Source organism: Paraburkholderia sp. MPAMCS5 (assembly GCF_036016995.1).
In the GTDB taxonomy this organism is placed as follows: domain Bacteria; phylum Pseudomonadota; class Gammaproteobacteria; order Burkholderiales; family Burkholderiaceae; genus Paraburkholderia.
On the sequence record NZ_JAYXBK010000019.1, the window covers coordinates 63451 to 81695 of the forward strand.

Genomic DNA, 18245 nt, shown 5'->3' on the forward strand with positions numbered 1-18245 from the left:
CCCCTAGAAGGTAGCTTCGGGACTGTTACCCGCTGGTGCCGGCGGGGCGTCGGAATGTTGAATCACCTGCACGATGATCTTCAGCGTCTCGTCCAGATGATGGACTGTCTGGCGCTTCGCTGCTTCCACATCGCGTTGCTTGTACTGAGCCAGAATCTCGGCATGCTCTGCATTACTGAGCGCGAGGTGCTCCGGGCTCATGTAGAGCGACAGCGAGATATACGGCGCGGATGAATCGCGCAACGTCTTGACTAGGTGGGCGAGTCGGCTGTACTCCTGCGAGGACCATAGCGCCGCGTGGAACGCCAGGTTCAACTCGGTCCACCGCGTGACATCCATGGTGTTGAGCATTTCCGCATGGAGCGCCTCGGCCCTCGCTATCTCTTCCGGCGTGATTGCCGTGATGGCTGCTTCGACCATCATGGGTTCAAGCACCTTGCGCAGGCGGTAGATTTCCTGCACATCGTCAAGCGTCAGGCCACGCACCACTGCGCCGCGATGTGCGTCGAAAAAAACCAGCCCTTCTGAGATCAGTGTGCGCAGCGCTTCGCGCACCGGCGTCGTGCTCATTTCCAGCCGCCTGGCTAGGTCGTCCTGGCGCAGGCGATCCCCTGCCTTCATACGGCCCTGCAGGATGTCGGCGCGCAAAGTCTGCACCGCAAACTGATAAGCAGTAAGCCGACGCGCAGGCGCGGCTTGCACGCCGTGCGTGGGAATAGGCAAAGTCTTCAAGGGACTGGCTGCAGGTTGGTTGGTGAATGGCGTGGCAGTGTACCCCACTTCGCCATCATCTCTGGAATGCGTGCCCGCTCCGTTTCGGTCGCCAGTACCGCAGCCAGCAGCAGGCGCGCCTTGTAAGGGTGGAGCCACTTTGCGAGCATGGCGCCGCGCCGCGCCAGATCGACCTCGGAACCTGAGAAACCATAGGTGTGCAATGCGGTCGGCCCGGCCCCCGTGCGGCTGGCGATCACGACGGGCACCCGTTCCGCCAGGCCCTCGACACGTTCGGCAAAGGCGGAAGAGATATGCCCCGCACCGAAGCCCGCGATCACGACCCCTTCATAGCCCAGGTCGGGCGCCGCCGCGGCCAGATCGCCATCATCGCCCAGGAGTGCGGTAAAAACTGCCACTTTCGGAAAAGTCCGTGTGGGCCGGCTTACCAGTGTCCGCTGGACCGGCGCATGGAAGTACTCGGCCTGCCGCTCCACCACCCGCCCCGCCGGCCCGCCGCCGGGCGATACGAAGCTCTGCAGGGACAGGGTATCCGATTTGGTTACCCATCGCGCCCCGTGCACGGTGTCGTTCATCACGACAAGTACGCCACGTTCCCGGCTCTGCGCATCGACTGCCACTTGTACGGCCGCCAGCAGGTTCGCAGGGCCATCCGCCCCCGCTGCCTGCGGAGTACGCATGGCGCCGGTAATGACGAGCGGCTCGGCATGGCGCCAATACATGTCTAGGAAGAACGCGGTCTCCTCGATCGTATCGGTACCCTGGGTCAGCACCACACCACACGCGCCGGTGGCGATCCTGCCTTCGGCCCATGCCAGGCATGCCAGCAACTGCTCGGGGCCGAGCGACGCACTCGGCAACTGGAGCAGGGACTCCGCAGAGATATCGGCCACAGCGTCAAGCCCCGGCACGGCTGCAACCAACTGGGCGGCGTCCAGGCGGGGAACGACGCCGCCGGCCGTCGCCGACGGCGTCATGCTGATTGTGCCTCCGAGCGAAGCAATGGCAACCGCAGGTTTCGACATATGGTTTTCCCTTAATTGTGCGTTGTGCACTATGCATTATATATAATCAACAACTCGCAACACAACTTGAACCGCCTAACGTTACGGAGACCATCGATGCATCAACATTCGTCGCCAAGCCAGTATCGGCACACCATCTTCCTGCTCATCGTCGTTATAGCCCTGGTGAACTACATCGACCGCGGGGCCATTGCTTATGCGGCCGGGCAGATCACCGCCGAATACGGCTTCGATCGCGCCGGATGGGGCTCCGTGCTGGGCTACTTTGGCTATGGCTATATGTTCGGTGCGCTGATCGGCGGCGCGCTCGCGGACCGCCTCGGCGCGAAACGGGTATGGGTGATCGCGGGAATCGCCTGGTCACTGTTCGCGATCGGCATGATCTGGGCCGGCGATCTCGGCATTGCCCTCTTCGGCGGCTCGGCGTTGAGCGGCTTTGCCATGGTCCGGATCCTGTTCGGCTTTTCGGAGGGCCCGGCGTACTCGATCATCAACAAGACCATGTCGGCTTGGGCGCCGCCCGCTGAGCGCGGCTTCGCCGTGTCGATAGGCCTGTTGAGCACGCCGCTGGGTGCGCTCATCACCGCGCCGGTCGCGGTCGGCCTGCTGCTGCTGACTGACAGCTGGCGATCCATGTACGTGGTTCTGGGCGGGTTGGGACTGGTTCTGATCACCCTATTCGCCCGCCTCTATACCAACCGGCCTGAGGACCACCCAAAGGTAAATGCCGGCGAACTGGCCTCGATTCGCGCGGGTCGTGCTGAAGCGGCAACGGCAATGAGCCAGGTCCAACCCGCCTTGCCGTGGTGGGCCTTCTTTCGAAGCCGGACGCTAGTGTTCAACTCCATCGGCTACTTTTCCTTCATCTACGTCAACTTCATGCTGCTGACGTGGACGCCGAAGTACCTCCATGACCAGTTCCATTTCACCCTGTCGTCGCTCTGGTATGTCGGGATGATCCCGTGGGTCGGTGCATGCTTTACGGTTCTGCTCGGTGGGCGCATCTCGGACTGGCTGCACAAGCGCACCGGCAAGCTGGTGATCGCGCGCAGTTGGTTTGCGGCAGGCTCGCTGCTCCTGACCACGCTGTGCTTCCTTTTGGTGTCGCAAGCGCAGAGCGTGTGGGCCGTGATTGCGCTGATGACATTGGGAAACGCCCTTAACGCCTTGCCGAACTCGGTGTACTGGGCGGTGGTAATCGATACCGCGCCGTCGCGCGTGGGAACCTTCAGCGGCATCATGCACTTCATCGCCAACATCGCTGCGGTGCTCGCGCCCACACTGGCCGGCATCCTGTCAGCACGCTATGGCTACTCCTCGATGTTTATCGCAACCGCCGTTGCGACGGCGGTGGGCGTATTCGCCATGCTGCAGGTTCGCCCAGGCGTGGGCTCCCGGGTGGAAGCCAAAGCGAGTGCTGTCGTTGCTGCTGAATGAGCAAATGCGCCGGCATCGCCGGCGCATTTGCATACCACCGGCACTGCAATGCTGGCGCAGCCCTCAGGGCATTAGTGAGCAAGAGACCGTCCGAAACCACATCGCAGGCTTTGGCCCGACTGTGACTGAAGGCTACGCAAGCCGCGAGTTCTACAGTCGGGCTTCGGCATCCCCTTCGCGGAAGAGACAGGCGACTACCTCCATACGGACAGTCTGAAGGGCGCAAACACTTACGCTTTTGTGGGCGCTATCTCAGGCCGCGCAGTCGTGCTTCGTCACAACGTTGAGGCGGCTACGGCAGAAATTGAATTACGAGGGTATCCGTTATTGGATACTGGTCAGGAGCCGGAGTGCGCCGTGGGGCCAGACCGTCAGCCGCTTCTCGGGCCGGAAGGATGCCGGTTGGAATCACCTTTACGCCATCGATGCGGGAAGTGAAGTGATTGGCGGCCAAGCGTGGGGTGACAGATCTCGCCGGCGAGCAGCGCACGCTCCCTGAAGTCAATGGCTGATGAAGTACTGAGAACCGTCGTCGGCGTCCTTGTGGACCGAGCGGCGGCAACGGGTCGTCCAGAGACACTTGAAGTGTTTAGTCAAGCGAGGTTCGCGACGCCTAGTCCTTTTGGACGGGCGCCGCCTGCTCCTCACCCGCTCCCGTGTCCGGCACTTCAGGGGAAGGTGCGGGTTTCGGCAGCGGTGCCATGTAGCGTTCAGACAGCGCTTCATAGAGCGGTCGAGCGAATAGCCGCGACACCCGGCTTGATATGAGCGCCGTCGCCATCAGCGAGATGACGAGCGCATGCCCATTGATCATCTCCATCACGATCACAAAGGCCGTGATCGGCGATTGCGTCACCGCCGCGAGATAGCCGACCATCGCGAGCGCGATCAGCATCGGCAAGGGCATCTGCGAGAACAATATGTGCAGCACGTTGCCGAAACCCGCGCCGATCGATAGCGACGGCGCGAATATGCCGCCCGGAATGCCGGGCAGATAGGAGCCGATCATCGACACCATCTTAAGGAGCGGAAAGAACGGTGACAGATGCTCGCGCCCTTCGAGCAGACCGCGCGCTTCTGCGTAGCCGCTGCCGAACGTCGTACCGCCCGAGACCTGGCCCACCGCCGCAATGATCAGGCCGCACAGCGCCGCGAACACCACCGGCTGCGACGCATGGAGCTTGCGCAGCGGGGCGGGAATCCACTTCGATGTGTTGAGCAGCAGCCAGCAAAATACGCCCCCCGCAATGCCGGTGACGATGGCCGTTGCGACGACTGCCACGGCCAGCGACTTTGGAAAGTGCATCCCGACATCGATCGTGCCGAAGTAAGTGTAGTTGCCGTTCAACCCGAGCGCGATGATACCCGCGATGATAATGCCTGTGATGAGCACGCCGCTTGTGCGCACCTCGAAGCTGCGCGTCAGTTCCTCGATCGCGAAGACGATGCCTGCGAGCGGCGTGTTGAACGCCGCCGACAATCCCGCCGCTGCGCCGGCCAGCACCAGTTGCCGTTCGATTAGCGAATTCGAGCGTGGATAGAAGCGCCGCATATTGAACATGAGCGCTGCGCCCACCTGCACCGTCGGGCCTTCGCGGCCGATTGTCAATCCGCCGAGAATCGCAACGAACGACACGGCGATCTTGCTCGCGAGGATTCGCAGAGTGAGCAGGCGGCCGCCCGACTCGGACGTCGGACTATTGAGCACTGCGATGACCTGGGGAATGCCGCTGCCCTCAGAGCCGCGGAAGAACCTGCGCGTGATGAACACGCACAGCGCGGCGGAAGCCGGCGTGATGACGAGCGGCACCCACGCATGCCCGCTGCGAACATCGAGAAAGAAGCCATAGCCCCAGTCGATCAGCCGCGCATAGTACACGGCGACCAGTCCGACGGCGATCGCGCCAAGCCAGAAAATGCCATAACGGCGCCACAGACTGCGCGTTCTCCGTGCGGTAAGGATCGAGAAGGAATGAAGCGCTCGAATCATCCGGTGGCCTGTCGACAAAAGAACTGATTATAACGACGGGTGTCCCAATGGCCGCCGTACCTTGGAAGTCGCCGTTAAGGCACGCGAGCTTGAGTGACCGTTGTGGGTCGACAAGAGCCGGTCGTGCCTGCCTGGCCGCGGCCATTCACCACGCCCGCGTTGGGCGAGGGACGCACTGTCCCGGTTACAGCAGCACGCGGAACGTGCCACTGGGGCGTCTCGCCGACGCGACGTTACGCGACGCGAAGAGCCGTCGGCAGGGACGAGTCGACCGAATGATTCAGGCGGTGCCTTGCCGACGGCACCTGTTGCGCAGTCTGGCGTCGTTCGGGAAGGCGCTGAAGGTGACCCCCGCATGCTGCAATGCACCTGCCGCATCGAACCCGTCATGCTAGGATTTCTGCGTTCAACGCTGGCGTCGGGAGGGCAGCATGGACGGCTTCGTCAGGCATCAGATAGAAGGCGCATCCGTCGAAATCGACGTGGTCCCGGTCACGCCGCGCGGCTATTGCGCGCGCTTCCGCATTTTCCGCGACGCTTCCGACAAACCCGAATGGCATCGGGTCCACGTGTCGGACAGCGTGTTCGACACCCCTGAAGAGGCCGAAGAAGCGGCACGCTCGATGGCCGTCGAGCAGGTTCTGGCCGGCGGCGGATCGTAGCGTTTCTTTCGGCGATCATTCATTCCCGTCTGCCTGTGCACGCGTGACCGGTTCTGGTCGCGCGTCTTCTCTTTACCCCGTTAGGGGCGCAACCTGCGTCCGAATCCCAAGGCTTGCTGTAGTCCGGATTTCTGATCTTTAGCGAGTCACGCGACCGACCGTGATGATAGGTCGAGTCGCTTGGCGAGCATCCCTTCGAAGTCTCGCGCCTTGACCTGCTCGAACACCCATGCGCCGGCCGTGACGATACCGCTCGCGTAGACCAGCAGCGCAGTGTCGTCAAAGCTATCCCGAAGCAACTGCTTGCGCTCGATCAGGGGCAACTGCCAAATGTCGTCCTCATCCGTTGGGCGGACTGGCACGCGCACAGCGGGCGGCAGGCGGCCCAGACTGTGTCAAAACGCGCCGTCGGCGAAACTCGAGGCACACTGGCTCGTTGGCAGATTGGACGTATCGATTGCGGCACGACGAACGTCAATTCAGTGCCGAATGTATTGCGGGGATGGTGATTCACATACGGGTTTCACACCCGCATCGCCTTAATAACCGTTTCTGCACCGAGAAGCTTGATAACCCGCTTCATATTGTAGGCGAGCACGTGCAAGCTCATCTCGGTGCTCACCCGCTCGATAGTGCGAGTTAGGAAATGAGTGGCGCCCATCCAGGCCTTGATCGTGCCGAAGGGATGCTCGACTGTCTGTCGTCGGATTCGCATCATGTCCGGGGCGAGATCAAGCCGGACCTGCATATCTTCGAGCAATCCTTCGTGCTCCCAGCGCGTTACCCGACGTTCGGTACTTGGAGTGCATTTGCGTTTCAAAGAGCACTGTTGGCACTCCGAACTCCAGTAGCGGTCAAACTTCAGACCACGTTCGGTTGTCTTGTAGCGCCATATGAGACGCTCGCCTGCTGGGCATCGATACTCGTTCGTCTCAGCATCGTAAATAAAATCGTCTTTACCGAAGCGTCCGTCGAAGGTCGCGCCCGAAGTCTTCGTCTTGGGAACAAACACTGTGATTCCGGCCTCGTGGCATGCGAGTATTTCCTCGCTCTTGTAATAGCCTCGGTCGGCAACCGCCGCGAGTTCATCGACGCCCATTTCCCTACGCGCCAGCTTGGCCATCGAGGTGAGTTGGTCACGATCAATGCCGTTGTTGGTGACCTCGTGCGCGACAATCAGGTGGTGCTTTGCATCGACCGCTACCTGGACGTTGTAGCCAACAACACCTGTCCCCCGCGTCTTCATCGAACGCGAGTCCGGGTCCGTGAGCGACACTTGCTTGTCTGGTGCCGCGTCGAGTTGAACTTCGACTTGCCTGAGGATTTGCATCTGCTCCTTGAGAGCCGCAATCTTGTCTTGCAGCCGTTCCGTCTTCGCCTTCGCGATCGTAGGTTCCTGGCGATCAGCAGTGTCCATTTCCACAAGATAGCGGCTGATGCTTGCCTCGATGTCCCGCATCCGTCGTTCTAGTTTTGCGCTCGTGAAGTTACGGTCGCGATGATTTACCGCCTTGAACTTGCTGCCGTCGATCGCAACGAGCGCGTCTGCGAAGAGGTCCAGACGCTGGCATAGCATCACGAACTGACGACAGACACTGCGGATCGCTTTGCCGTTGTCTTTGCGGAAGCGGGCAATAGTCTTGAAGTCCGGCGCAAGGCGGCCCGTGAGCCACATCAGTTCAACGTTGCGCTGGGCCTCACGCTCAAGGCGACGGCTAGATTGAATACGGTTCAGGTAACCGTAGATGTAGATCTTAAGCATCACCTCTGGATGATACGAAGGCCGACCCGTTGGCGCTGGCTCAACACCTTCAAACCCGAGCTTCTGAAGATCGAGCTCATCTACGAAAATATCGACTACGCGCACGGGATTGGTGTCCATCACGTAGTCGTCAAGTGCTTCAGGGAGGAGAAAGCTTTGCGTACGATTGTCGCCTTGAACGAACCGCTTCATCTTGCTCATCCTCCGCTATCGGATGAAGGATTCTAGCGCTTCAAAAAGGCGTTTTGACACACTCTGGGCCAATAGCTGTCGCTCGCGCACGCATCTTACAAAGCGTCGTTCGGATGGCTGGTCCACATTCCCAACCTGCCGGATGTCGTATGCATTTGCCGAGCCAATGCCCGACGAATGGCTTGCATTTGTGCCCAAACGTACATTGCACTACTCGTCTTGAGCCACTCTGTCCGGCGGATTGCCTAACCTTGGGAGATGCAGAGAGTTGAGGGCCTTTGGTACGGCCGCTCCATATTCGCTATCGGTCTATCAACGCTCTATCGTGAGTCCGCGGTCCGCGTTGTCTTACTTGACGGTGATTGTGCCCTTCATTCCTGCCTCGGGGTGTCCGGGTTCCAGACAGGCGAACTCGAAAGTGCCGGTACGCGTAAATCGCCACACCAGATCCCCGGTCTGCCCAGGCCCGACCGTGACGCTATTGGCGTCCTGATGCGTCATATCCGGCATCTCCCGCATCATGCCGGCATGCTCCTTCAGCTCCTGCTTCGAACCTAATGTCATCTCGTGGCGTACTTTGCCGGCGTTCGTGACGACGAATCGGATCGTCTCGCTCTTCCTGACGATGATCTTCGGTGGCTCGAAGCGCATGCTGTCGCGCATGGTGACCGTGATCGTGCGCGTGGCGTTCTTCGCGTCGCCGGGTGTGCCGACGGATGAGGCGTTATCCGTTCCGTGAGCCTGGGCGGACGGCGAAAAAACGACAGCCGAGAGCAGGGCCACGATCGATGCCACGACTACGGCGGATGAAGGGCGTTGCATAGATGGCTCCAGTTCAAAGGGAACTCGCAGTGTAGCCCTGCCTCAACAAAGTCGTATACCCCCGTACCCTATATGAGATAACATAGGCCCCTACTGTATTGAGGGGACTAGCCGTGAGCCATACGATTCGCGAAAAACAGAAGCTGCTCAACCGGGTTCGCCGCATCAAGGGACAGGTCGAAGCCATTGAGCGCGCACTTGAAGAAGAGCGCGGATGCATGGATGTGCTCCAGCTCATTACCAGTAGCCGTGGCGCGATGAACGGGTTGCTCGCGGTGGTTCTCGAAGACCACATCCGCACGCATCTCGTCGACGCAGAACCGCACGACGAGGAGCACGGCAGCGGCACCGAGCAACTGATCGAAGTGGTGCACAGCTACTTCAAGTAAGAGGAAATCATGAGCAACTTTGAAGACTCCGCTTTCGGTGCGGGGCACGATCACATCTTTCTGGGTGCAGCCCATGAAGACAACGAGCGCCGGACCTGGATGGTAATCGCGCTGTGCAGCGCGATGATGGTGGCTGAAATTGTCGGCGGCACTCTCTTCGGCTCGCTGGCGCTCGTCGCCGACGGTCTGCACATGTCGACGCACGCCGGCGCGATGCTCATCGCCGCTTTGGCGTACACCTACGCGCGGAGGCACGCGTCCGACAGCCGTTTCGTATTCGGTACCGGCAAGCTGGGCGATCTCGCGGGCTTTAGCAGCGCCATCGTGCTTGCAATGATCGCGCTGCTGATCGGGTACGAAGCCGTGTCGCGCTTTCTCTCGCCGGTGCCCATCCACTTCGGCCAGGCGATCCCTATCGCCGTGCTTGGACTGCTGGTCAATCTCGCGAGCGTCTGGCTGCTGAGCGGCGACCACCACGGTCATGGTCATGGGCACAGTCATGGACATAGTCACGGGCATGGTCACAGCCACGCACATGACGACGGCCAAGGCGATGCAGGACAGCGTATCGTCTGCAGCGCCGGGGCGTTTGCCGTGACGATCTTCGAAGACGGTGTACCGCCGGTGTTTCGCATCACACCCGAGACGTCCTCATCAAAGCTGAACGCCGGAGCCGTTTCGATCACGACGATACGGCCCGACGGTACGCAGCAGACCTTCGCGTTCGCTGACCGCGGCGGCTACCTTGAATCTAAGGATGATATTCCGGAGCCGCACGCGTTCCATGCAGTTGTTCGTCTGCCCGATGGCGAGCAGCAGATCGCATTCGAGGAGCATGACCACGACCACAACGACGCATCGGCTGCAGCGCACCGCGATCACAACATCCGCTCGGCCTACATTCACGTCATTGCCGACGCGGCGGTTTCCGTGCTGGCCATCATCGGCCTGCTGCTGGCCCGCGCGTTTGGCTGGGTCTGGATGGACCCGCTTGCGGGCGTAATCGGCGCACTCGTCATCGCCAACTGGTCCTGGGGCCTCATGCGCGACACCGGTGGCATCCTGCTCGACATGAATCCGGACCGCCGCATGGCAGAGAATGTCCGCAACGTGATCGAAGACAATGGCGACGCTGTGCTTGACCTCCACGTGTGGCGGGTAGGGCCCGGTCACATGAGCGCAATCGTGTCGGTGGCCACGCGCGAGGCTCAACGCAGCCCAGGCTACTACCACGCAGCACTCCGGCGATTCAAGGAACTGTCGCATCTGACGGTTGAAGTCAACGCGCCTCGCGCCGCGGCCTGATTGATGGCAGTCAAGTCACCATGCATTGACCTGTGCGCGTTCGATGGCAAGACCGGGTTTTGCACCGGCTGTTATCGAACGCGGGACGAAGCGCGCGGCTGGAAAAAAATGACGGATCACCGACGGCATCAGATCCTCAATGGGAAGTCGCGCCGTCAGGCAAAGCTCGCCCGTGAAGCGACGCAGGCGTCGAAACCAGACTGAGGGCGCAGGCGCTAGCGCGGTGCCATGATCCGCAGTACCGGATGCCCGTCGACGTCCTTCAGCGGAAAGTACGACCGGTGCGTAGCTTCATCGACACCGACAACGTGTGCATTCGGTCCCACGTGCCCGTCGCCAATCTTCGACACGCGGGACGCGTCAACACTGAACATAGACACGACGCCTGCCTCGCCAGCCACAAAAGCCGTGCGCAATGCGGGATCGAACGCGAGGACATCCGGGTCGCCGCCGGTATCGAACGCCGACACCACCTTCATCGTGCGCATGTCGAGCACCAGCAGACGATCGTTGTCCTCGCAGGCAATCAGTGCGAGGCGTGATTCCGGGACGATCAGCAGCCCGTGATTCCCTTTCGCGCCTGGCAGGTCGGTGCGGGCCACGACGGTATTGCTGGCCGGGTCGATTTCCACCAGCTGGCGTCGCGACTGCACGTTGACGAAGATGTGTTGCGAGACCGGATCGTATTGCGAGTTGCCAACCTTCCCACCGAGCGGAATCGTCGCAACAGGACGATCACCCGGAACATCGATCACCGTTTCGGTTCCTCCCGTCTCGTCCGAAACGTAGAGCCTGCGCATAGCGGGCGCATACGCCATGCCGTCCGGATAGACGCCTGCGGGCACCCGAGCAATGATCTTCAGCCCGTTCTCATCGATCGCGACAACCTCGTTCGTACCGGTCGCGGACGCATATACACGGGACAGTTCGGGCACTACAAGCACGCCATGCACCGACGAGATGCCGGGTATTCGCGCGACGACGCGGGACGCCAGGGTGTCGAACACCACAACTTCGCTGTCACCCAGATGCGCGATGAACAGCAGATGCCGGCCGGGGTCGTAGCTTTCGTAGTCGAATCGTGACGTGCGTCCAGGCAGTGGCACATCTGCAACGTGCTTCAATGGCAGATTGCCGATTGCAGCGTCGTCCGCTCCACGCGCGAGACAACCGGCACCGCCGCCCGCAGCGACCGCAATTACGATAGTCATGCCGATGAGTGCGGCAACAAAGCGATGGCCTGTGTGTCCATATTTCACGATGGTCCTCCGTCCGGCCTGATATGACGGAAAGCAGCGAGCACCCCGAGGTCGTAGGCAATCTTGAGTGCGCCGCATGCGATCAATGGTGCGCCGAGCCATCCGGCGCCAAGCAGGCCGCCGGCGATTGTCGGCGCGATGGCCGCCGCGAGGCTGCGCGGCACCGCCGTAAAGCTCGCAGCGGCTGGCCGTTCGGGTGGCGTCACGACGGCCATCACGTAAGCACTCCGCGTGGGCACATCGAGCTGCGACAGCGCACTGCGCACAAGCAACAGCAACAGGGTCAGCGGTAGCGTTGCCGTGAAGGCGGCAGCAATCAGGCACACGCTCGATGGAATATGGGTGAACACCATCGTGTTGAGCAGCCCTATGCGGCGGGCAATCGGTGCCGCAGCCAGTTGCGAACCCGCGCTCAGCAGCCCCGAACAGAAGAAGAACTGTCCTGCAGCGGCGAGAGAAAGGCCGAAACGCTGGATGAGCCACAGCGTAAGCAGCGAGTTCACGAGCAGTCCTCCTGCAAACGCGTCAACGCTGAACAGGAGCGCAAGGCGTATGACGATCCCACGCGACGGGCCCAGCGTCGCGCGGGCTGCCGTAGCGTCTGCCTCACGCTTTGGCAGACGCAGGTACAGCAGGAAAACGACGAAGCCTGTTATCGCGTAGACCATAAACATCATGCGCATGGCGAAGAGCGCGGAAACATCGGCATGCGCTGCAATCCAGTCCGGGAGTCCGGCGAACAGCGCGCCAAGGGCGGCCGACAGCCCGCCCACGAGGCTGTAGCGCGCGAAGAGCGCGGTCCGGGCGTCTCCCCTGGCAGATTCGGCGAGGCGTGCATGCTCGATCGGCAGGAACAGACTGACATCGCCCGAACCTGGATTGAGCGTGCCGACAAATGCCACCACGAGGAGCGGCCAGAGTGACGAGAGGAAACCAAACGCAACGCCGGTTGCCGCCATCAGGGCTGCAGCGAAGAGCAACAGCCCACGCTGCGGGTAGCGGCTGCCCAGCAGCCCGACAACAATCGTCGCGACGGCCGAACCCAGCAATGTGGCGGTGCCGATGAGGCCGACCGTGAATTTCCCGAACCCGAGCGACAGAAGATAGGCCGGCAGCAGCACGGCGACGAACCCGTCGCAAATCCCGCGCAGGCTCCGTGCAGCGAGCAGCAGCCACGCGCTGGGGTCCACGCCCGCCGGTGGGAGCAGGATTGAAAGTGGCGTCCTGGCTGGTGTCATCACAGTACCCGGGGTTTCGCCTTGACGTTACGCCATGGACGCGCGGCGGTCTGTCGTGCGTCAGACCGCCGCGCGCGACGGCATCGCCGCCTGAAGCCTCATTGCAGCGTTGTCCCAGTTGATGATCCCGAACAGCTGGTTGACGTACTCGCTGCGTCGGTTCTGATACTTCAGGTAGTAGGCGTGTTCAAAGACGTCGAGCACCAGGATCGGCTGGATGCCCCAGGCCGTGAGCTTCTGGTGGTTCTCGCACAGCAGGATCATGAGCTTTCCGGACGCCGGGAGATATCCGACGACACCCCAGCCTGAGGCTTCGGTGGCGATGGTCGCGGCAACGAGCTGCGCCCTGAACTTCTCGTAGGAGCCGAAGTGGCTGTCGATCGCCTTTGCGAGTTCGCCCTTTGGCTCACCGCCCTTGCCCGAAATGCTCGTCCAGTAAATCGTATGCAGGATGTGGCTGGACAGCTGGTAGGCAAGCTCCTTCTCGTGAAACTTCACCAGCGCGAAGTCGCCCGTCTCGCGTGCTCTGGCGAGCCCTTCCTCAGCCCTGTTCGCCGCGGCGGCGGCCGGCTTGTGATGGAAGTTGTAATGAAGCTCCACCGCGCGCGCATCAATGACCGGTTCGAGTGCGTCGTAGACGAATGGCAGCGGCGCGGCCGCATACTTGCCGTCTGCGTTGACAAGCCTGTCGACATAGCCGGGCGAGCTGGAAGCGTGAACTATCTGCGCCTGGGCCAGCATCATTCCTGCGCCGACCGCGGCGGTATCGTGGAGAAAGGTACGTCGCGATTTCATATGCATTCCTCGCAGTTTTCCCGCACGCGGGTCACCAGGCGTGCAGATGGACGAGCGGATAGAGGACGAGGCCAATCAGGGCGGCTGCGACGACGATCACGGGCTCCGGAAGTTTCCTGAAGCGCCACAGCAGCAGCACGGTTGAGAATGCGATCAGCGCAGTTGGCCAGTCGATGACCGAACGCCTGGCAATGACGATGACCGAACCGGTAATGGCCCCTACGGCCGCAGCGGTAATGCCGTCGACAAACGCCTTTACGGCAGGAAGCCGCCCGTATTTTTTGAAGTACGGTGCGGGCAGGACGGTGAACAGGTAGCAAGGTAGAAACGTGCCGAGCGCGGCGACACAGGCACCGGCCAGCCCTGCAACCAGGTAGCCGATGAAACCCACAGTGATGACGACCGGCCCCGGCGTGATCATCGCGACGGCGACCGCATCGACAAACTGTTTGTCGTTGAGCCAGTGGTGCTCGGTGACGACGCCGCCGTAGAGGAACGGTACGATCGCAAGGCCCGAGCCGAACACGAAGGCACCTGCCTTCGTGAAGAAAAGACCAATCTGGCCGAGCACGGGGAGATCGAGCCCGCTGAACACACCGGCAAGTGCAGGCGCCTGTGACGCGGCGAGGGCGTTCAAGCCGCCTCTACCCAGCCACCGGGGCGGCGAGCGGCGCAACCAGTTCACGACACCGCCCGCGATGAAGAGCCACGCAATTTCCGATTCCGTGGTAACCGTCACGACCGCGAGGGTCAGGAAAACGACCCAGAGCAGGCGGTCGGTTCCGAGCGTCTTTGTCGTCAGCTTGTACGCACTCGTTGCAATGATGCCGACCACGGCCGCACCTACGCCATAAAAGACCGCCTGCATCCACGAGAGCCCACCGAAATGCGCGTATGCCCAGCCCAGCGCGATGACCATCAGGAACGACGGCAGCACGAAGGCGAGGCCTGCGACCGTCGCGCCCAGAAGACGGTAGTGAACGAAACCCAGGTAGATGCCAAGCTGTGCGGCAAGCGGGCCGGGCATCATCTGCGCCAGTGCCAGCCCTTCGCGGTAGTCCGCATCCGTAATCCAGCCGCGATGCTCGACCAGATCGCGCCGCATGTAGCCGATGAGTGCAACCGGCCCACCAAAGCCAATCGTGCCGAGCTTGAGCATATAGAGCGCCATCTGGCCGAGCGTGTAGCCGGGCACGTGAGCGGTCGTCGTGCTCATGGGCGTCGTCCCGTTTCGCTGCCTTTCGCGCTGGCAGCGAAATGCGTGTACATCGAATCGAGCACCGCGCTCATCGCGGCGAGCAACTGGTCGTCGTCAGCCGCGCGCTCGCGGGTGCCGGCCATGACCGCTTCGAATCCGATGGCTTCGGGGACGCTCGCGCCGCCCACGTCGAGTGCATGGACCATTGCACCCAGCCGCAAGAGCGCGAGATCCCTGTCCAGCCCGAAGCTCGCCAGCAGGACTTCAAACGTGACGCGCTCTCCAACATGGGTAAACGCGGCACCGTCGAAATCGAAGCCTAGCGCGTCAGCCGGGCAGGCGCCCGGCGACGTCAGCCAGACAAAACGTGCGTCCCGGTCGATGAAACGACGGATCAACCATGCGCTCGCCACACGGTCGACCCACATGCGCCGCCGCGTCGCCCAGGTCCGCCCCTGATAGTCCTCAATGGAGAGCGAGCGGATTGCGCGGTCGGCCGCGTGCGGCTCGCCAGGGGAGAGGACAGTATCGACGTGCGCCACAAAATCCTGCAAGGCCGCCTGGGCACGTGTAGCCGCCTCGCCAGGAAAAAAGTCGATTGCGACGATCGTCTCGTAGTCCTTGCGCTGGCGCCGCAACACCTTTGCGAGATTGCCGGCGGACTGGCCAGACACTGACTTGCGCGCATCGGCGAGCGTACGGATGAGACCGTCGTACTCGTCCGTACGATCAAACAGCGCGCGAAACTCGGCCTCCTGCGCCTCGTCCAGGCTGGGCGCACGTAGCAGGTGGGCCGTGCCGCCACTTTCGCCAATTGCGGCCGACAGCTCACGCAGGGCGCCCTCGCGCGCTTCCGTGTACGGCAACAGGTAGATGCCGTCGCGAAGCACGGCGCATCCCCGGGCCTTGAGTGCGCGCCAGAATCGCATGCGGGCGGTCGCGTTCTCGGTGGGCAGCGTTAGCACAAGCACAGACCAGGTCGACAGGATATTCATGTAGCAAATACTACTAGCATGTAGCACTCTCTACAAGTTAACTTTTAAGTGTCACAAATCCACCGTGGCCGACCGGGGGGCCGGCCGCGTGGCGCGAAGCAGGAGCTTCATTGCAGCGCAAGTTGATCGACCGCGATGTCACCGGGGCGGGTCATCTGAGGGATCTGACCGTGAGCGGCCGTGCGCTAGCCTTCGTGGTCAGTGCCCGGGATACTTGCGCAGCAACATGCCAGCGGGCTGTGGAATATGCCTTCGACCGTGCACGTTTACCGCACGTATCGCACGTCGCAGAAAACGCTCATGCCCTCGCACAGGCAAGGGCATTTGCGCACTCAAAAAGCTTGCGCGCGGCAATCGCTCAACTCGAGATGCTCGCGACAAGTCGATTTAAAGGAGGCGGCAATGTATGCCACTTACAGATTCCCTGTCCTCGCCACGTTGATCGCCCTCGAGATGACATCGCATGCAAGCTGGGCGGACCAAACGGTCAGTGCGACATTGCTATCGAACTCGATCCAGCTCGGGACGCACAACGTGAAGGCGGGTCGCATCACGCTTGAAGTCAGGAATGCTGCGGACAACAACATGGAGCACGAACTCGTCGTGCTCAAGACAGATCTCCCGGACGGTGCTCTGCCCATCAGTAAAGGAGAGGTGCTGGAGCGCAGGCTGAACAAGATTGGCGAGGTCGAAGATATCGCGCCGGGCAAGAGCAAGCGCGTGTCATTCAAGCTTGCGCCCGGCCACTACGCGCTGATCTGCAACAAGCCGGGACACTATGCTGCGGGAATGCACGCGGCACTCGTCGTAACACCGTAGACCTCTCGAAAAGCCAAAAGATGGTCGGCAAGAGTACGGGATCCACGCCAGCGGACCGGAGCAGAAGGGCTCCTCAGGAGTGTCGCGAACGCATCGCCGCCCATAGCCCTCAAGCAAGGTTGACTCGTCATTTGACGTTACTCCGGTATCGCGTGGGCAATTGGCACGAAGGAAGGTGAGCGAATTGGTACGTTTGCGGTTCAAAGCAGGCATTAATGCCACCAAGGCCGGTCCCCCGTAAACCGTCGTTAAGGTCGCTCTGATCGCAGTGGCGGCCCAGGGTCGACCTGAGGCGGCCGCGTGGGGCAGGGTCGGCCGAGATCTGTCGTTCTATGCCGCCATGATGGGATGATTCGGCCGACCGCTCCAGTCTGGCTGCGGTCTCTGGCTCCGGATTGTTTCCGGCGGGTCTCGTCACTTTGCACCAGCCGCGTCATCCAGTCGAGCATGCGCGCGTCGTGTGAGCATCAAACTGGCCGCACCCCAGCGTCAAGCGGGTGCTCGCGCAGCGCTCTGGAAATCGTGTCGAAAGCGTGCGCACGAGCCACGACACGTCATCGAAATCAGGCACGCCATTGCGCGAACTTTCATATGGCGCAGAGAGCCTGACCCAGCAGCGTGGCCCGTCGAGCAGACGACACAATGACGCGAACCCTTCGCTTTCCCAATACCGGCGAAGCACGCTGGCGCGTCAGTTGAAAACGGGACAAACGCCAATCATCGGGCTTCTGGTGCCCCCGATAGCCAATCCGATGTACGGCTACATCGCGCGCGAAGTCGAAACTTACGCGCAGGAACGTTACTGCTATCGCGTGATGATCGGCAATACGGATCGCGATCCGGCCATACCCCGTCGGCTGCACGACGATCGCGCGCGAGAAGCCCAACGCGCGCTGCACCTGACGATACGCTGACGCAGGTGCAGGGGCGGCGTGAACGTCGTGCTCGTCGCCAGCGGATAGCCTTACTCGTAGACGTCGATGTGGCAATCGCAGGCGCCTTCGATGTTCATCGCGCGTCCGCCTGCAAGTCGAAGCCCGAAAGGCGGAAAGCATGCGCCGCATTCGCCGCGCCGGCCGGCATGCGGCCCTGAAACAGCGCTTCGGTTTGCGTGACCGTGTCCATGGACTGATGCTCGATTGCGCCCGGCGTCAGTCCGCCGATGTGCGGCGCCGCGATCACGCGCGGATGCGCCGCGAGCACAGACGCGGGCATCTGATCAGCCGCGCGTGGAAACGGCCGCTCGCTTGCGCGTCTACACCCATAGGTGGTTTGTCGGTGCGGATAACGTGTGGGCGCCGGTTCAAGGTTCCCGCTTTGTTCTGTGTCCCCGCGTTGCGCGCGTTGCACTTCCGTGGCGAGCTTGATGCGCTGAGCTTCGAGCGTGACCCATGTGCTGCAGCGTGCAACTCATCCCCGCTCGCGACCCCGATCGAAACATATGCGTGTGCTTTGAGAAGATCGGAGAGTGAGCGCCTCACGTTCTCGGTAGCGCAAGAGGTCAGCATGCCCTTTGCGTGCCGGAATTGATTTGGGCCGATAATTCCAAAATTGCGCAGTTGCAAGTCACACGACAGTCATCAAGTTTTGCTCGTTCATATGCTTCCCGAGCGCGATGGACAGCC

The 18245-nt window shown here is 61.7% G+C and carries 17 protein-coding genes and 2 pseudogenes; 6 read left to right on the top strand and 13 right to left on the bottom strand.

The genetic code is table 11. From position 1 onward, the window contains the following. Positions 1–3: 3 nt before the first annotated feature. Together VOM14_RS28160 and VOM14_RS28165 are read right to left on the bottom strand one after the other, a co-directional pair. Positions 4–732, bottom strand: a complete 729-nt coding sequence (locus VOM14_RS28160; protein ID WP_327631997.1) for a GntR family transcriptional regulator — start codon at positions 730–732, stop codon at positions 4–6. Further along, positions 729–1757 carry an asparaginase gene (locus VOM14_RS28165; RefSeq protein WP_327631998.1) on the bottom strand — a complete coding sequence of 343 codons (1029 nt, stop codon included), beginning with the start codon at positions 1755–1757 and terminating at the stop codon, positions 729–731. Before VOM14_RS28165 ends, VOM14_RS28160 begins: the two co-directional genes overlap by 4 nt. A 96-nt stretch (positions 1758–1853) precedes the next feature. On the opposite strand from VOM14_RS28165, the gene VOM14_RS28170 reads away from it, so the two are divergent. Further along, entirely contained in the window at positions 1854–3194 is a 1341-nt protein-coding gene (locus VOM14_RS28170; protein WP_327631999.1) for an MFS transporter, read from the top strand. Positions 3195–3807: 613 nt separating this feature from the next. Here the strand turns inward: VOM14_RS28170 and VOM14_RS28175 are convergent. Then, on the bottom strand, positions 3808–5184 hold the full coding sequence (locus tag VOM14_RS28175) for a chloride channel protein (RefSeq protein WP_327632000.1): 1377 nt from the start codon (positions 5182–5184) through the stop codon (positions 3808–3810). Positions 5185–5615: 431 nt separating this feature from the next. Between VOM14_RS28175 and VOM14_RS28180 the strand changes: the two genes are divergently transcribed. Next, complete coding sequence (locus VOM14_RS28180; RefSeq protein WP_327632001.1) at positions 5616–5846, top strand: hypothetical protein; 231 nt, start codon at positions 5616–5618, stop codon at positions 5844–5846. 146 nt (positions 5847–5992) lie between these two features. Here VOM14_RS28180 and VOM14_RS28185 read toward each other — a convergent pair whose 3' ends face one another. The 3 genes from VOM14_RS28185 to VOM14_RS28195 all read right to left on the bottom strand — a co-directional run bounded on the left by VOM14_RS28185 (position 5993) and on the right by VOM14_RS28195 (position 8622). After that, positions 5993–6169, bottom strand: a complete 177-nt coding sequence (locus tag VOM14_RS28185; RefSeq protein ID WP_327632002.1) for a hypothetical protein — start codon at positions 6167–6169, stop codon at positions 5993–5995. Positions 6170–6369: 200 nt separating this feature from the next. Further along, positions 6370–7800 carry an IS1182 family transposase gene (locus VOM14_RS28190; RefSeq protein WP_327632027.1) on the bottom strand — a complete coding sequence of 477 codons (1431 nt, stop codon included), beginning with the start codon at positions 7798–7800 and terminating at the stop codon, positions 6370–6372. Between the two features lie 348 nt (positions 7801–8148). Then, positions 8149–8622: a cupredoxin domain-containing protein gene (locus VOM14_RS28195; RefSeq protein ID WP_327632003.1), complete on the bottom strand. Its 474-nt coding sequence runs from the start codon at positions 8620–8622 to the stop codon at positions 8149–8151. A 113-nt stretch (positions 8623–8735) separates the two neighbouring features. Between VOM14_RS28195 and VOM14_RS28200 the strand changes: the two genes are divergently transcribed. From VOM14_RS28200 to VOM14_RS28210, 3 genes are read left to right on the top strand one after another with little or no spacing between them, the layout of a single operon-like run. After that, positions 8736–9011: a metal/formaldehyde-sensitive transcriptional repressor gene (locus VOM14_RS28200; protein WP_327632004.1), complete on the top strand. Its 276-nt coding sequence runs from the start codon at positions 8736–8738 to the stop codon at positions 9009–9011. 9 nt (positions 9012–9020) lie between these two features. Beyond that, complete coding sequence (gene dmeF / locus VOM14_RS28205; RefSeq protein WP_327632005.1) at positions 9021–10316, top strand: CDF family Co(II)/Ni(II) efflux transporter DmeF; 1296 nt, start codon at positions 9021–9023, stop codon at positions 10314–10316. A 3-nt stretch (positions 10317–10319) separates the two neighbouring features. After that, complete coding sequence (locus VOM14_RS28210) at positions 10320–10520, top strand: DUF1289 domain-containing protein (protein ID WP_327632028.1); 201 nt, start codon at positions 10320–10322, stop codon at positions 10518–10520. 11 nt (positions 10521–10531) lie between these two features. Here the strand turns inward: VOM14_RS28210 and VOM14_RS28215 are convergent, their stop codons facing one another. The 5 genes from VOM14_RS28215 to VOM14_RS28235 are packed head-to-tail and all read right to left on the bottom strand — an operon-like array spanning position 10532 to position 15801. Continuing rightward, positions 10532–11527, bottom strand: a complete 996-nt coding sequence (locus tag VOM14_RS28215) for a YncE family protein (protein WP_327632029.1) — start codon at positions 11525–11527, stop codon at positions 10532–10534. A 44-nt stretch (positions 11528–11571) separates the two neighbouring features. Beyond that, positions 11572–12813: an MFS transporter gene (locus VOM14_RS28220; RefSeq protein WP_327632006.1), complete on the bottom strand. Its 1242-nt coding sequence runs from the start codon at positions 12811–12813 to the stop codon at positions 11572–11574. Between the two features lie 60 nt (positions 12814–12873). Beyond that, positions 12874–13608, bottom strand: a complete 735-nt coding sequence (locus tag VOM14_RS28225; protein ID WP_327632007.1) for a superoxide dismutase — start codon at positions 13606–13608, stop codon at positions 12874–12876. 31 nt (positions 13609–13639) lie between these two features. After that, positions 13640–14824, bottom strand: coding sequence for a chromate transporter (locus VOM14_RS28230; RefSeq protein ID WP_327632008.1), 1185 nt, complete (start codon positions 14822–14824; stop codon positions 13640–13642). Then, positions 14821–15801: a chromate resistance protein ChrB domain-containing protein gene (locus VOM14_RS28235; protein ID WP_327632009.1), complete on the bottom strand. Its 981-nt coding sequence runs from the start codon at positions 15799–15801 to the stop codon at positions 14821–14823. Before VOM14_RS28235 ends, VOM14_RS28230 begins: the two co-directional genes overlap by 4 nt. A 402-nt stretch (positions 15802–16203) precedes the next feature. On the opposite strand from VOM14_RS28235, the gene VOM14_RS28240 reads away from it, so the two are divergent. Beyond that, complete coding sequence (locus VOM14_RS28240; protein ID WP_327632010.1) at positions 16204–16620, top strand: plastocyanin/azurin family copper-binding protein; 417 nt, start codon at positions 16204–16206, stop codon at positions 16618–16620. A 248-nt stretch (positions 16621–16868) separates the two neighbouring features. Here the strand turns inward: VOM14_RS28240 and VOM14_RS31520 are convergent. After that, positions 16869–17575, bottom strand: a pseudogene (locus VOM14_RS31520) (amidohydrolase family protein). 53 nt (positions 17576–17628) lie between these two features. Beyond that, a pseudogene (locus VOM14_RS28260) lies at positions 17629–17850 on the bottom strand (hydroxyacid dehydrogenase); the annotation flags it as partial. Positions 17851–18245 lie beyond the last annotated feature (395 nt).

Coding starts and splice junctions, on each gene's coding strand:
- VOM14_RS28165 (WP_327631998.1), bottom strand. CDS start 1,757: ATGTCGAAACCTGCGGTTGCCATTGCTTCGCTCGGAGGCACAATCAGC.
- VOM14_RS28170 (WP_327631999.1), top strand. CDS start 1,854: ATGCATCAACATTCGTCGCCAAGCCAGTATCGGCACACCATCTTCCTG.
- VOM14_RS28175 (WP_327632000.1), bottom strand. CDS start 5,184: ATGATTCGAGCGCTTCATTCCTTCTCGATCCTTACCGCACGGAGAACG.
- VOM14_RS28180 (WP_327632001.1), top strand. CDS start 5,616: ATGGACGGCTTCGTCAGGCATCAGATAGAAGGCGCATCCGTCGAAATC.
- VOM14_RS28190 (WP_327632027.1), bottom strand. CDS start 7,800: ATGAAGCGGTTCGTTCAAGGCGACAATCGTACGCAAAGCTTTCTCCTC.
- VOM14_RS28195 (WP_327632003.1), bottom strand. CDS start 8,622: ATGCAACGCCCTTCATCCGCCGTAGTCGTGGCATCGATCGTGGCCCTG.
- dmeF (WP_327632005.1), top strand. CDS start 9,021: ATGAGCAACTTTGAAGACTCCGCTTTCGGTGCGGGGCACGATCACATC.
- VOM14_RS28210 (WP_327632028.1), top strand. CDS start 10,320: ATGGCAGTCAAGTCACCATGCATTGACCTGTGCGCGTTCGATGGCAAG.
- VOM14_RS28215 (WP_327632029.1), bottom strand. CDS start 11,527: ATGACTATCGTAATTGCGGTCGCTGCGGGCGGCGGTGCCGGTTGTCTC.
- VOM14_RS28220 (WP_327632006.1), bottom strand. CDS start 12,813: ATGACACCAGCCAGGACGCCACTTTCAATCCTGCTCCCACCGGCGGGC.
- VOM14_RS28225 (WP_327632007.1), bottom strand. CDS start 13,608: ATGAAATCGCGACGTACCTTTCTCCACGATACCGCCGCGGTCGGCGCA.
- VOM14_RS28230 (WP_327632008.1), bottom strand. CDS start 14,824: ATGAGCACGACGACCGCTCACGTGCCCGGCTACACGCTCGGCCAGATG.
- VOM14_RS28235 (WP_327632009.1), bottom strand. CDS start 15,801: ATGAATATCCTGTCGACCTGGTCTGTGCTTGTGCTAACGCTGCCCACC.
- VOM14_RS28240 (WP_327632010.1), top strand. CDS start 16,204: ATGTATGCCACTTACAGATTCCCTGTCCTCGCCACGTTGATCGCCCTC.